The following is a 13,212-nucleotide window of genomic DNA, read 5'->3' as shown; positions in this document are numbered from 1 at the left end:
ANNTCNCCNTCGACGAGGTGGTCGTCGAGGATCTTTTCCGTGAGCGTCTGTCCCATAACGTTCGCAGATGGTCCCTACGCGGGTATAAATCCCGCGTATCCCACAACTCCTCCGACTGCCAGCGGCCGGTGTTTGGACGGTCGTCGAAGCTCAACGGAGTTCCGGCGGTCTTTCTACTGGTATTTCAATCACGCTGCCGCGGCGACCGCGATGCCGACAGCGTTTTGCCCGCTTCGGCCGAGCAGTCGGCTATGTTCAGAGCCGGCGAGACAGTCGGTGCCCACATCACGCCGACAACGGACGCACAGCTACAACCCAACGGCGTTGACCTCACCGCAGCGGCCGTCTACGAACAGACTGAACCGGGCCGCATCGGGACCGACGGCAAAACGATCGGCGAGCGACGTGAGATCGAGGCCGATGACGGTGTGTTTCATCTCGAACCGGGCGCGTATATCGTCCAGTACGGCGAAACGGTCGCCATTCCCGAGGAGCATATCGGCTTCATCTATCCGCGGTCGTCGCTGATGCGGAACTCCTGTATGTTGCATACGGCAGTCTGGGACGCCGGCTACGAGGGCAAAGGCGAGGGGTTGCTGGAGGTCCATCACGAAATCGAGATCGAACAGGGTGCGCGCATCGCCCAGATTGTCCTCGCGGAGGCTGATCACGACGGGACCTACGACGGCGATTATCAGGGCGAACACATCGACACCGAGTAGCCTACTGGTGGTCTTTCGGGTACGGAAGCTGCGTCCGGAGTGCGTACAGCGCACCGACCGCGAAGACGACACCACTGACCCCACCGACGGTGAAACCGGGATCCTCACCTAACAACGTCACCCCGGCGAGCAACGTGGCGAAAAAGACGATCCCCGCGACGATGGCGTACACCCACCCGCTCAGTTCAAGCAACACCAGCTCTTTCAGTCCGGCTGCGATCCGTTGGAGGAGACCCATAGGCGATAGTTGATTGGCTACTCCTCATTGGTAGTATCGATATCGTCGACTGCGCAGTTGGAGACGCATCGTCGACAACCTCAAGAGTGCGTCGAGCAGTTAGTCCCGGTCTTCAAAACTGATCGCCGTCAGGTCGGTGTCGCCGACCGCAGATGGCTCATCAAGGTCGGGCCCGATCATCGACATCTGATAGACAGCGTCGGGATCGAAGTGTTTGTGCGTGAACTTATGCACGGCGTGTTCGAGCGCGAAATCCAGCGTCGGCAGCGTCCGGATCAGTCGGTGCCGGGTGCCGTTGTTGCGGTCGAGCAGATACACTTCGATGTCGTCGGTCGGGACGAACACGTCGTCCGGTTTGAGGACGACTTCGTAGGGGCGGTTCGTGTGGCTGAACACGAGGGTGTCGGCCAGCGGGTCGTTGCCGAACTGGACGATTTCGGGCGCGGCGGCCCAGCCGGGATCGAGCACGCGGTCGACCTCGCGGTAGTCGACGATGTTGCGGATGGTGGTGCGCTCGCGGATCTCCTGCAGATCGGGGACCGATTTCTCCTGGAACGAGACGACGAGGTCCTTGACGAGGCTGCGAAGGGACTCGTCGCTGGCCGGCGACTCGGCGGCCGGCTCGGCTGCCTCCGAGCGGATGACGTTGGGGGAGGGGTTGGGTCGTTCCATTGTCGATGCCCCGATGGCTGCGTCTATCTGCTCTTCGTGATGGACTCTCAAAACTGTTTCTGACAGGGTGGTGGCAACGTCGGTGTGTGCGTGGTTCGGTTGTCAGTGTTTACAGACAGGATAGTTTTCAGATACGACCCAGTATTGACCAGTGTTGGTCCCTGATTTGGTCCTTCTGACAACCGTGTTGCTCCTCACGATAGTGTTCGGAGCAAAACGGGCTGGGAGGGAGTTGAACCCCCGACCGTCTGGTTAAAAGCCAGACGCTCTCCCTAACTGAGCTACCAGCCCTCACGCGGAGTTGCCCGCACGCGCTGATAAGCGTTTACATCGAAGTGGCTGCCGGCAGCCGATCACACGATCTACTCGTCGAAGTACGCGGCCAGCGCGTCGCCGACGACGCTGCCGGGGGTTTCGTTGTCCATCGAGGCGCGGTGTCGGAGTTCGATATACTGCTCGACCGGCAGCGTCACCGTCACCTCGCCGGGCGTGATGCCGTGCTCTCGCAGCGCGGTTTCGGTATCGACGCCGTCGTTGATCGCGCTTGCGATCGACCGGATATCCCGCACGGTCAGCCCGGCGTCGAGGCTCGCCCATGCCAGCAGGTACCGATCTTCCGCGGGCACGCGAGCGATGTGTTTGGCGGCTGTGGGCGCGATATGACCGCGGGCGACGTGCCGCCGGATCGACTGTGGGAGGTCGTGGACGCGCGCCCACTTGCGGATGAAGGAGACGCTGACGCCGTCGCCAGCGGCCTCGGCGGCTTCTTTGTAGGAGCCACGCCCGCGGACGAGCGCGGCACAGGCCGCGGCCCCGCGGAGCATCAGGACGTGGTCGTTGCCGCCGACCGCCCCGGTCGCGAAGTCGTGGACGATCTCGGCGGCTTCCGCGACGCTATCGGGATCGTCGGGATCGAAGTCGACGGCCTCCTCGGCGCGGTCGCCCGTGATCTCGGGGTCGGCGCGGACGACGGGTGTTCCGACCGGCGTCTCGCGGTCGGAGCCGTACTCCTCGCTCATTTGGTGTGCCATTGGCTGCCGTCAGTAAAAATACCGCGCTCGATTGCGTGCGCTAAACCGCGGGCATGCGACGCGACAGTCATACGACCGGCAACGCGGGGCCGGTACAAAGGTGTTGTTCGGATTTCTTTCGGATCCGTTCAAATTCTGTGTCGCATCGTTGCTCCCGACGGCACTGAGATCACGGTTGCGTTTCCACTCGCAGTCGGTGTCGATTCGAACGAGAATACAAAACAGCGGACAGTCAAACGTGGTTGGCGGGCTATGCCGTGAGCGCGGCGTCCTGCTCGGGGGCGTCCTCGGCGGTCTCGTCCGCGTCGGCGGCTGCGTCGGCGTCGGTGTCGCTGTCGTCGTCAGCGTCTTCCGTCGCTTCGGCGTCGCGCTGCTCGGAGAGGTGTTCCCAGACTTCGGCGCAGCCGGCGCCATCCGAGAGGTTCGCAAGGTGTTCGCTATCGTCGCTCACGTGTCTTCCTCCGTCGAGTGCCGAGTATAGAGTTCGGGTGCGACATCGGCGGACGCATGTTGTCTGAACGTGGTTTCTGCTGTCATCACTTCCCCGTATGTGCCTTGACGGCTTAATCACCCCCTAACCCGTAACACTGGCCCGCGCTCGGTGATACCGGATGGTGTTGCGGCTATACCGGACGCCTCGATTAGCGCGGATTCGCATCACTGCAGTCCAATCGGTGGGGGGATCGGTCGTCACCGGTGCGGTCAGCCATTGCAGCAGTCAGCCCCTACAGGTAGCTCCGGCCCCAACAGGAAGTGTGTCTGTCGCCCTGCGCATCCTCGATGACGGCGCGTGGCTTTCGGTCAACGACCAGCGACGCGTCAGCGTCAGCGAACTCTGGCGGCTCCATGCCCCCGAGTTCTGTGACTGCTCGCTCGTCGATTTCATCGCCGAGGGCTTTACCGAGGTCTCCGCTGACGGCCGCGACGTGGCGGTGACGACCTACGGCAAGTGCATCGCCTGCGGCGAAAGCGGTGTGCCGGGCAAGATCCCCGTCGGCTACATCCGCGAGGGCGAATACCGCAACTACGACCGCGAACACGTCGTTTTGGAGCCGGTTGAGACTCGCCCCACCACAAACCAGCAATAATATCCGGTTTAGTGAACCACCGGGCATGGTTGACGCGGAGAGCGACTGTTTACGTGTGGAGCTATTGGATACTCGCATGCCAACTGACGTTGAGCGATGGAAATCGGAAGTCTACGGNAANGAGNTCCGNGANCNNCTNNTGGAGTTCGCCGAGGAGGGCTGGGATTCGATCCCTGAAGACGAACACGACGCGTGGTTCGAGCGGTTCAAATGGTGGGGGTTGTACCACCAGCGGAAGGGCCAGGAGAGCTACTTCATGATGCGNATCGGNACGCCGAACGGCGTNCTTGAACCCGGNCAAACCGAGGTCGTCGCCGAGATCGCCGACGAGTACGCACGAGGCCCGGAAACGAACCCCGAGTTCGGCGACGGCTACGTCGACTGGACGACCCGACAGTCGATCCAACTCCACTGGATCAAACTGGAGGATATCCCGGACATCTTCGAGAAACTCGAAAACAACGGCCTCTCAACGCAGCAAGCCTGTGGTGACTCCTGGCGCAACATCGTCGGCAACCCGATGGCCGGCAAGGCTCCGGAGTTCGTCGACGCCCTCCCCGTGATTCAGGAACTCAACGAGACGTTCAAGGGTAACGAGGACCACTCGAATCTCCCCCGCAAATGGAAGGTTTCGGTCACCGGCTCGCCCGACGGCTCCGGCCAAGGCGACATCAACGACCTCGCACTTGAGCCAGCCTCCAAAGAGATCGACGGCGAGGAAGTCCGCGGCTTCAACGTCCGTGTCGGCGGCGGCCTCTCGCGGAACGAACCGCGCCTCGCCCGCGATATCGACGTCTTCGTCCGCCCCGANNACGCGNCCGANGTNGCCGNNGGCATNTCCNCGCTNTTCCGCGAACACGGCGACCGCGACGACCGGTTCAACGCCCGCATCAAGTTCCTCGTCGACGAGTGGGGCACCGAGAAGATGCGGCGGGTCCTCCAAGAGGACTTCGTCGACTTCGAACTCCGCACCGCGGGCGAGGACCTCCGCGATCAGTACACGTACAACGCCGGCGNCGNNGANCACGGCGACCNNGTCGGCGTCCACGAGCAGCCCGACGGCAACTACTACGTCGGCCTGAGCGTCCTCGTCGGCCGCATGGGCGCTGAGGACACCCGCGAACTCGCCCACCTCGCCGACGAGTACGGCTCCGGCGAGGTCCGCATCACCCAGCGACAGAACCTCATCGTGACGGACATCCCCGAGGAGGANCTCGACGNNNTNCTCGACGAGCCGCTGCTNGAGNACTACTCGCCGGATCCGCACCCGTTCATGCGCGGCTCGGTCGCCTGTACCGGCACCGAATTCTGTTCGCTCTCNATCGTCGAGACGAANAACCGNCANGTNCGNTACGCCCGNTGGCTGAAGAACAACGTCGAGGTTCCGTCGGGCGTCGAGGACTTCCACATCCACCTATCCGGCTGTACGGCCTCCTGTGCGCAGCCGCAGATCGCCGACATCTCGCTGCGCGGGATGAAGACCCGGAAGGACGGCGAGCCGGTCGAGGCGTTCGACGTCGGCCTCGGCGGCGGNCTCGGCGAGAACCCNCANTTCGCGGACTGGGTCGGTCAGCGCGTCCCGGCCGACGAAGTCCCCGGTGCGATCGAGAACCTGCTGGCGACCTTCGAGGATAACCGCGAGGGCAGCGAAACCTTCCGTGAGTTCATCGCNCGCCACGANGAGGANNNCCTNNNNGNGNTCNNCGAGCCCGAGGAGACGANNTACGAGGACCCGTACATGCACAACACGAAGATGACGTGGTACCCGTACGCCGACGANGACGACATGAGNGCCTCNCCNGCNCCGACCGACGGCGACGGCAACTCCATCGACGCGACGCCGGCCGACGACTAAGCCGCCCACGCCATCGCTCACCGCGGTTTTTTGCTCTAAACAAAGCCTCAAGAGCCAGCCCCGCCTATCGGCGGCCATGTCCGACCGACTGCTGTCAGTCAACGCCTACACGACCCTCGATTTACTTGAGGGGGAAGCCGTGGCCCACGAGTTCACCGAATCGGCCTACGCCGTCGTCAACGCGACCGCGCCGCGGAAGAACCCAGACCACGTCAAACTGGAGATGGAACTCGACAACGCCGAACTGGAGCACCTCCCAGCCCACGCCGACCGCGTGCGGTTGACGCCGGAGCAGGCTCGAACGATTGCGTCCGATCTCGAGAAGTACGCCGACAAAGTCGAAGCCAATCTCGCAGACGACGAGTAAGCGAGTCGGGGCTAATCAGTGCTGACGACTGTGTGGTGACTCCTATGTTGTTAGTCGCAACAACGATTATATTGTTGGAGAACATAACAACGTTCGATGGCAGGAGACGACGGTGCGACATTGGTAATCGACCGTCGTGAGGAGTTCGGTGAAACGTACGCCCATGCTCGGGCGTGGAGGGTGCCTGTCTCGGATCGCTACCCGGACGGCGTGAAATACAGCTTCCAGTACGGAACCAAGGACGACACAAAGACTGACACCGCGACCGACGACGGGACGATCATCCGATACGATAACTTCCCTGACCACCCGAACGCGGCGATCCATCACAAGCATCTCCCGGATGGAACCGTCGAGGCCGTCGAATTCGCCGGGTTGCGGCCGCTGTTTGAAGCGTTCAAAACCGAGGTGACCGAAGACTATGACGAACAATGGAACTAACATCGACGACACGACCGCTGACCGCGTACTGCACATCCGCTACCGGAGCGGTGACGACGACCGCCTCACTGAGGCTCTCGACGCGCTTGATCACGGCGAGACGCCGGAGCCAGTGTTCGAGGTGGTCTATCACGATCTCGAGGATCTCCACCAAGTTACGCGACCGACAAACCTCGAACTGCTCCGAACCATCGTCCGCGAGGAGCCGTCGAGTATCCGTGAAACCGCTCGGATAGTTGATCGGGATGTCCGGCAAGTCCACCGTAACCTTACCGCGCTTGAAGAACTCGGACTTATCGACCTCGACGAAGATGGTCGCTCGAAGCGTCCGACCACGTGGTACGATGCGATAGAAGTCGATCTCCCGCTCAGTGAGTCGGCATCGACGTACGACACTGCGGACGCCTAAGCGGGAGTGATTCGCTGCTACAACCGATCAGTCGTCGTCGGCCGCAGCCGATTCGACGGCGTCGACCTCGATGGTGTCGTCGTCATCGATTCGCGGGAAGTGGCCGATCGTCGCCTCGCGGAAGGCGTCCTCGTCGAATTCGTAGTCGCCTTCGAGGGAGTCCAGTAGAGTGTGGGTATCCCGCATCGCATTCTTGAGACAGGTCGACGCGCCGGGCGATGGCGTGATGTTGAAGATGATGTCGTCGCCGACGATCTTCGCTTCGCCCATATCCAGCGACTTGTTCTTCGTATCGACGATCTGCGGGCGGATGCCGCCGTAGCCCTTCGCGCGCTCAATGTCCTCAAGCTCGACACTCGGGACGACCTTCTGGACGTGTGGGAGGAACTGCTTGCGACCCACGACCGGCAGGTCGTAGACGAGGTTCTTCAGGACGTAGGGCAGCAGGATCCGGTCGGCCATGATGTTGGCGTAGCTGAGGAACGACTCGGGGGTGAAGCCGAAGACGTCGAAGAAGTCCGGCACCGAGGAGAGCCGGCCGCGTTCGAGGCCGGGGACGACTTTCGCCGTCGGGCCGAATCGCGTGATGGAGCCGTCGTGAACGTCGGCATCGCCGTGGACCGCGGCGAACGGGAGTTTCTTCATCTGCAGCGTGTAGACCTTGCCGTTCAGCAGGTCGTCGGCGAGGAAGAAGCTACCCGCGACCGGGAGCAGGACTTTGTCCTCGCCGTAGCCGAGTTCCTTGGCGATCTGCAGACTGTGGGAGCCGGCGGCGACGACGGTCGCGTCGGCGTCGAAGCGACCCGCGTCGGTCTCGATGGTGTGGCCGTCGAGCGTCGGCGTGATGTCGGTGACTTTCGTATCGGTGTAGACATCGACGCTGGCCTCCTCGCGGGCCTGCTCGGCGAAGGATTTCGTCGTCTGACCGTAGTCGACGACGTAGCCGTCGGGCGTCTGGAGTGCGAGCAGATCCTTGTTCGGATCGCGGCCCTCGACGACCTTTGGCTCGATGTCGGCGATCTCATCGCGCTCGATTGGGCGGAGTTTCGGGAACAGCTCGCCGAAGCCCTCCTCGTTGTAGCGCGATTCGAGTTTGGGGACTTCCTCGTCGCCGACCGCCAGCACCATTTTGCTGCGTTTCGAGTGCATCTCGCGGTCGCCGTCGTGGTTTTCGAGATACCCCGCGAGCATCTCCGCGCCCTCTTTGACTTCTTCGGCCTTTTCGAGCGTGTAGTTGGTCTCGATGTCGCCGAAGTGGAGCGTCTGGGAGTTGTTGGTGTGGTGGGAGTTGATCGCGCCGAGGTCGGGCTCTTTCTCGATCAGTGCGATTGAGTCGATGTCAGTGAACTTCGCGGTCGTGTACAGCAGCGACGCGCCGCTGATGCCGCCGCCGACGATCACGAGGTCGTATTTGCCGGACATAGGTTGGCCGTTGGTTGCCTTCTGTGCTCCGCACGGATAACTCATATTTTTCACTCCAGCGTATCGACAGCCGACGAAACCCAGTCTCGACACGCTTCCGGTTGCGGGTGTCGCCACCGACACAGGCTGTCGGTGGACGATTCGCAATATCGCCCCAGGTGTTGTGGTTGTTCAGGCACTGCCGCCGATCAGGCGTTTACGTCCTCGACTTTGTTGTTGACGGCGACGCGGCCGAGCCCCGTCAGTTCCGTCCCGTTGGTGCCAGTACGAACGAGTCCTGCCTCCTCAAGCGTGGTGAGAATCGTCTGGAGGTTGTCGGCCTGCTGGCTGATGATCGTCGAGATATCGATGTGACTGTCGGCCGTATACAGCGCGACCAACACTTCTTTCTGGTCGTCGGTCAGCGTCAACTCCCGAAGCTGGCTCTTGCGTTTGCGGTACTCGCGCTTGGCGAACTGCCGGAGGAGTTTGTACTGGCGGTCGTCGCGGGCGGTGATCTCGGATTCGACCGCGCCGTCGGAGCCGAGGTGCCGAATCGAGAGACTCCACCGCTCCTCGCCGTCGATGGTCTGGCGGTCCGTCTCCATGTGCATGATATCCGAGAGGTGGATGGTGAAATCCGCCGTCTGGTCGTCGAGCGACGTGATCGTCAGCGAGCGGTCATCGACGGTCAGCCGCCCGGTCGCCGGCTCCTTGTTGGTCACGCGGCCGCCGCGCCGCGCGGGATGGGTGACGAAGATCGGACACTCCGAGAGGATGAGTTTGAAGACCTCGTTGGCGAAGTTGATCCGTTCGTTGCCCGACAGCCCCAGCACCGCGATTTCCCGGCCTTCGCCCTCGTCGAAGGCGACGGCGACCGTCGAGTCGAAGGTGGTCTCGAACTGCGAGGGCACGTAATCGATCGATTGGCCGACGACCGTCGAGAGGTCGATCCGCTTGTGCTCGGTGGCGACCATCGACTCGTCGTGGACGATCAGGAGCGATTCGGGCCCGAGCACGACGCGACAGGGGACGGGCTGGCCGTCGGCGATGGTGCCGCAGGCGACCGTGGTTTCGACGGTGGCGATCGGCTCGCCGTCGATCCGTTCGTAGGGATCGAGGATTTCCGCGTCGTCAACGCCCGTGTCGCTCGTGCTGCCCTCGGCGGCAGTCGCCGTCGCGGCGTCCGTGGCAACCGCGCTGTTGGCCGCCGCGCCGTCGCGCCGCTGGCGGTCCTGTTCGTGGACCCACTGGCCGAGCGTCGTCGCCGTGTTGTCGTCGGCGACGAGGTCGCTGTCGCTATCGAGTTGCGTTCGCTCGCCGAGGGCACTCGGATCGAGGGTTGTCTCGGTGGGGTTCGTCACTGGCCGGGGGTTACGTAGCGGATCGGGGTCACCAGCGACCGCGTCGGCGCGGCTGTGTCGCCAGTCGGCATCGTACTCGCGTGGGTCGAACGGCTCGCCGTCGAAGGGCTCAGGATCGGTAAGCAGGACGTAGGTTCCCTCGGGGGCGGCTTCCTCCGGACTCGCGCCGAACAGCCGGAACAACTGTTCGCGGGCGTCACCGCCCTCTTGGCGGGTGAACGCGCGGGCGGTATCGAGGTCTTCGCCCAGCAGCGACGCCACGCGGTGGGCGGGGAATCCCGCGTCCGCAAAGAAGGACGCCCCAGTCGCCCGGAGGTTCCGGAAGTCGATTTCGTCGCCGTCGAGCCCCTGTGCTAACTGCGCACTCGCCGTGATCAGTTGGGCCATCGCTTCGACGGAGAGATCGAGGTACTCTTCCTCGCAGATGGTCGCCAACGCAGCGGTCAGCCGCTGTGACCACGCGAAGGGGATGGTCCGGCCGCCGCCGGGCGAGCCCCACGTCGTTTCGGTGATGATCTCGTTGAGCCGGCGGCCGTCGCCGGCCCGCTGGGCGTGTCGCGCGGTCTGCCAGCACAGCCGGCAGGCGCATGGATCGCGGTCAGGAATCCGGAGTTCGCCGCGGTCCCAGTGAATCCAGCCCTCGTGGAGGTGTTGGATCTCGCCCGGTCGCAGGCCGAGGCGGCCGCCGAGCAGCAGGACGATGCTGGCGTGTGTGCGGTGGTCCTCGTCAGGGAGCGCGAGGCTGCCGAGATACAGGCTGTAGAACGCTGACGGGTCGAGTGCTGCCGACGGTGTGAACCCGCCGGCTGGCTGCGTGGGTCGGTCCGCGTGCGTGTGCTCGTCCATACGTCAGTTCGATAGCCACCAATAGCGACCCCATGTGTAATAAGCTACACTGAACCACGTTACACAATCGCATTCGGCCAGCGGCGGCTTCCCACGCGCTGCTGTGTTGTGCTGTAGGAAGTTGAACTGAGAGCCGGTCCGCGAAACCGATTGTAGCGGTGAACGCGCTTTAGGAGACCTGCTCGATCATGTCTTTCGCATCGCTATCGCTCAGGGCCATATCGTGTTTCTCCTCAGCGTGTTCCTTGACGTGTTGGATGACCTCGTGTTCGTCCTCGGATTTGATCATGAAACTGTCTTCTTGGCTACAGGCTACTTGGTATGCCATACTCGGTCGAAGGCTCCGGGGCGGGATTGTTATGCGTCGATTCCTCGCGGTAGGGTCAACCCTCGGAGCGAGTAAGCCGTTGTATCCTGCCCGGACAGCAACGTACGGCTGGCCTACTCGTCACCAACTGGGCGTAGTCGGTTCGATCTCGGAGATAGATCGGCACCCGTTTCGACAGCCGACAGAGACTATCGATCCGGATGGAGATACGGGAGCAGTGTTTCGACGGCCCGGTTCAGCGGCTCGTCGTGTATCCGACAGACGTAGTCGGTTACTAGCGACGGACTGAGCGATGCCACTGCGTGTGGGATAATCGAACTCGTTTCCGGCGCGGAGCGGTGGCGGTAATCGTCGGCAGCGAGGGGTATCCGGTCGTCGTACCACGTCCGAGTTGTCAGTCCCATGACGACGTACTGCTCGCCGTCGAACGGATGCCGGTCAGTGTTGATGACAACCCATGGGCGCGTGGCTTCGTGGTCAGATTTGAACGGATCGGGGGCAAGCACGACGTGGCCGCGGCAAAGCTCGTCGAACGCGGGGATCGTCACTCGTCTCGCTCCTCGCGGGCGGCAGCCAGCCACTCGCTACGACGCTCCTCGCCGAGTTCCTCGTCGAGAAACGACGCTGCTGTGCTGACCATCGCAGCGTTGCGGACGGTTTCGGCGTCGCCAATAGCCCAGTACGGCTCTCGATGGCGAACGAGGTCGCGGTCGTGGAGTCGGTTCAGGACGGGGTGGATCGAATTGTGGTTGATCCCGGTGGCGTCAGCGATTTCGACGGCCTTGTACGCCTTGTCGGCGTTGCGCGCGAGGAAGCGAATCACCTGTTCGGCGTTCGTCTCCTCGGCTGTGTCGTGGGAGTCGAACTCGTCGATGCTGATCGGCATACGTGGGTGTTGGACGTAATTTTGTATAAATGTATGTTTGTATGTTCGTATCTTATCCGATGCTATGTAGAGCGAGTTGATCCTAGAAAGTTGGCCTCGGCACTCATAGGGCTCGTCACCGGCGGGAGCCACCCCGCCTCGGAGCGGTGTGATCGTCATCGGCCAGTGACACCCACGCACGACACTGAAAAGACGGTTGCGCCTCGACCGTCGGTGCCGTCGCATGCTATCCGGTCACAATCTTCATTATCGATACAGCCCTACAACGGGCACATGCGATCCAACAAAAAAGCAGAGACGGCGGCGTCAATCGGGGCATCAATCGGCGCGTCGCTCGGCGGCAAAGCTGGCCCGGTCGGGGCCGGCATCGGCGGCGGGTTCGGCGGCGCGACCGGCTACATCGCGGGCGCGCTGCTCCCCGACTGCGGCTGTTGCGGCGGCAAAAAGAAACTCCTCCCTGACGGCGGCCAGTCGGCGGGCGACCGCGCCGCCACCGATCGCGTCGACAACGCTGGCGACGACGGCGTTTTCATTCCTGTCACCGAGGAGTGACTGGTCGCCGCCGGGTTTGGCTGTACTCAGGCTTCGTCCAACGCGAGCGACGCCAACAGTGCCTCAAGCTGGACCTGTTCGTTCGCGCCCTCGGTAATCCGGTAGTCGGCTTCGCCGATCCGCTCCATCAGCCGGACGGCCGCCCGTTCGTCAAGGTCGAGATCCCACACCGAGCGGTGCAGTTGGTCGATGATGTCACCGCCGGCCATGCCGGTCTCTGTGAGGAGAGTGTCGAGCGTTGCCCGTGATTTGGCGAAATCGCCGTTGATCGCGTCGGTGACCATCGCCTCGATCTCCTCGGGCCGAGCGGTCGACGTGATCAGATAGACGGCCTCCTCGTCGACGACTTCGCCCGTCGTGGCGGCGGCCTGCAGGCTGTTGATCGCCCGGCGCATGTCGCCACCGGCTGCATAGACCAGTGCCTCCCGGCCGTCGTCGGTGATCTCGATATCCTCGGCGGCGGCGATTTCGTCGATCTGGGCGGCGATAGCGTCGTCCGAGAGCGGCGAAAACCGGAAGACGGCACACCGCGACTGGATNGGNTCGATNATCTNNNNGGAGTAGTTACANGAGAGGATGAACCGGGTGTTGTTGGAGAACTGCTCCATCGTCCGGCGGAGCGCCGACTGCGCGTCGGACGTGAGCGCGTCCGCCTCGTCGAGGAAGATGATCCGGTAGTCGTGGCCGCCGAACGACGACCGCGCGAAGCTCTTGATGCGGTCGCGAACCACGTCGATGCCGCGCTGGTCGGAGGCGTTGAGTTCGAGGAAGTTNNCCTGCCANTCGTCGCCGTAGACCTGCCGGGCGATAGCGGTTGCGGCGGTCGTTTTGCCGATGCCCGCGCCGCCGGAGAAGAGGAGATGCGGCAGGTCGTGTTGGTCGATGTAGCTCTGGAGGCGTTCGACGATGTCGTCTTGGCCTTTGATGTCGTCGAGGGTCTGTGGGCGGTACTTCTCGATCCAGATCTCCCGGCCGGCCGTCCCCGCGGCGTCGGCGTCGCTCATACCGTTGC

The 13,212-nt window shown here is 63.0% G+C and carries 16 protein-coding genes, 1 tRNA gene and 2 pseudogenes (1 of these 19 only partly in view); 7 read left to right on the top strand and 12 right to left on the bottom strand.

The genetic code is table 11. The annotated features are described in order from the left end of the window. Positions 1-56, bottom strand: a pseudogene (locus EGH24_RS01455) (aconitate hydratase); it reaches 1,918 nt to the left of the window's first position. A 168-nt stretch (positions 57-224) separates the two neighbouring features. On the opposite strand from EGH24_RS01455, the gene EGH24_RS01450 reads away from it, so the two are divergent. Next, entirely contained in the window at positions 225-722 is a 498-nt protein-coding gene (locus EGH24_RS01450; protein ID WP_281284922.1) for a deoxyuridine 5'-triphosphate nucleotidohydrolase, read from the top strand. Position 723: 1 nt separating this feature from the next. On the opposite strand, the gene EGH24_RS01445 is transcribed toward EGH24_RS01450, so the two are convergent. The 5 genes from EGH24_RS01445 to EGH24_RS01425 all read right to left on the bottom strand — a co-directional run bounded on the left by EGH24_RS01445 (position 724) and on the right by EGH24_RS01425 (position 3,114). After that, a complete protein-coding gene (locus EGH24_RS01445) occupies positions 724-960 on the bottom strand; it encodes a hypothetical protein (RefSeq protein WP_142978391.1) in 237 nt (78 codons plus the stop codon). A gap of 99 nt (positions 961-1,059) precedes the next feature. Continuing rightward, positions 1,060-1,632 (bottom strand): hypothetical protein, encoded by a 573-nt coding sequence (locus EGH24_RS01440; protein WP_142978390.1) that lies wholly within the window; start codon positions 1,630-1,632, stop codon positions 1,060-1,062. A 217-nt stretch (positions 1,633-1,849) separates the two neighbouring features. Then, positions 1,850-1,923 (bottom strand) — tRNA-Lys (locus EGH24_RS01435). Between the two features lie 71 nt (positions 1,924-1,994). Then, a complete protein-coding gene (locus tag EGH24_RS01430; RefSeq protein WP_142978389.1) occupies positions 1,995-2,651 on the bottom strand; it encodes a DUF7119 family protein in 657 nt (218 codons plus the stop codon). A gap of 262 nt (positions 2,652-2,913) precedes the next feature. Then, positions 2,914-3,114 carry a hypothetical protein gene (locus EGH24_RS01425; RefSeq protein ID WP_142978388.1) on the bottom strand — a complete coding sequence of 67 codons (201 nt, stop codon included), beginning with the start codon at positions 3,112-3,114 and terminating at the stop codon, positions 2,914-2,916. 304 nt (positions 3,115-3,418) lie between these two features. Here EGH24_RS01425 and EGH24_RS01420 point away from each other — a divergent pair, with 304 nt between their 5' ends. The 5 genes and pseudogenes from EGH24_RS01420 (at position 3,419) to EGH24_RS01400 (ending at position 6,823) form a co-directional block, all read left to right on the top strand. After that, positions 3,419-3,751, top strand: coding sequence for a hypothetical protein (locus EGH24_RS01420; RefSeq protein ID WP_142978387.1), 333 nt, complete (start codon positions 3,419-3,421; stop codon positions 3,749-3,751). A 76-nt stretch (positions 3,752-3,827) separates the two neighbouring features. After that, a pseudogene (locus EGH24_RS01415) lies at positions 3,828-5,606 on the top strand (nitrite/sulfite reductase). A gap of 76 nt (positions 5,607-5,682) precedes the next feature. Then, complete coding sequence (locus EGH24_RS01410; protein ID WP_142978386.1) at positions 5,683-5,973, top strand: DUF6360 family protein; 291 nt, start codon at positions 5,683-5,685, stop codon at positions 5,971-5,973. Between the two features lie 96 nt (positions 5,974-6,069). Then, positions 6,070-6,414, top strand: coding sequence for a toxin-antitoxin system TumE family protein (locus EGH24_RS01405; protein ID WP_142978385.1), 345 nt, complete (start codon positions 6,070-6,072; stop codon positions 6,412-6,414). Then, positions 6,395-6,823: an HVO_A0114 family putative DNA-binding protein gene (locus tag EGH24_RS01400; protein ID WP_142978384.1), complete on the top strand. Its 429-nt coding sequence runs from the start codon at positions 6,395-6,397 to the stop codon at positions 6,821-6,823. Before EGH24_RS01405 ends, EGH24_RS01400 begins: the two co-directional genes overlap by 20 nt. A gap of 27 nt (positions 6,824-6,850) precedes the next feature. Here the strand turns inward: EGH24_RS01400 and EGH24_RS01395 are convergent, their stop codons facing one another. The 5 genes from EGH24_RS01395 to EGH24_RS01375 all read right to left on the bottom strand — a co-directional run bounded on the left by EGH24_RS01395 (position 6,851) and on the right by EGH24_RS01375 (position 11,648). Next, entirely contained in the window at positions 6,851-8,245 is a 1,395-nt protein-coding gene (locus tag EGH24_RS01395; RefSeq protein WP_142978779.1) for an FAD-dependent oxidoreductase, read from the bottom strand. Between the two features lie 188 nt (positions 8,246-8,433). Next, positions 8,434-10,434, bottom strand: coding sequence for a CheF family chemotaxis protein (locus tag EGH24_RS01390; RefSeq protein WP_142978382.1), 2,001 nt, complete (start codon positions 10,432-10,434; stop codon positions 8,434-8,436). Between the two features lie 169 nt (positions 10,435-10,603). Further along, positions 10,604-10,762: a DUF1059 domain-containing protein gene (locus EGH24_RS01385; RefSeq protein WP_142978381.1), complete on the bottom strand. Its 159-nt coding sequence runs from the start codon at positions 10,760-10,762 to the stop codon at positions 10,604-10,606. A gap of 188 nt (positions 10,763-10,950) precedes the next feature. Continuing rightward, a complete protein-coding gene (locus tag EGH24_RS01380; RefSeq protein WP_142978380.1) occupies positions 10,951-11,310 on the bottom strand; it encodes a type II toxin-antitoxin system PemK/MazF family toxin in 360 nt (119 codons plus the stop codon). Beyond that, entirely contained in the window at positions 11,307-11,648 is a 342-nt protein-coding gene (locus tag EGH24_RS01375) for a TrmB family transcriptional regulator (protein ID WP_142978379.1), read from the bottom strand. Before EGH24_RS01375 ends, EGH24_RS01380 begins: the two co-directional genes overlap by 4 nt. Before the next feature lie 273 nt (positions 11,649-11,921). Here EGH24_RS01375 and EGH24_RS01370 point away from each other — a divergent pair, with 273 nt between their 5' ends. Continuing rightward, on the top strand, positions 11,922-12,200 hold the full coding sequence (locus EGH24_RS01370) for a hypothetical protein (protein ID WP_142978378.1): 279 nt from the start codon (positions 11,922-11,924) through the stop codon (positions 12,198-12,200). 26 nt (positions 12,201-12,226) lie between these two features. Here EGH24_RS01370 and EGH24_RS01365 read toward each other — a convergent pair whose 3' ends face one another. Then, the gene (locus EGH24_RS01365) at positions 12,227-13,204 is read right to left on the bottom strand and encodes a replication factor C small subunit (RefSeq protein WP_142978377.1); all 978 of its coding nucleotides are present in this window, start codon (positions 13,202-13,204) and stop codon (positions 12,227-12,229) included. Between the last annotated feature and the right edge of the window lie 8 nt (positions 13,205-13,212).

Source organism: Halonotius terrestris, assembly GCF_006861665.1.
Lineage (GTDB): Archaea > Halobacteriota > Halobacteria > Halobacteriales > Haloferacaceae > Halonotius > Halonotius terrestris.
Note: the sequence above shows the minus strand (reverse complement) of the source record. Positions and strands in the feature narration are given on the sequence as shown.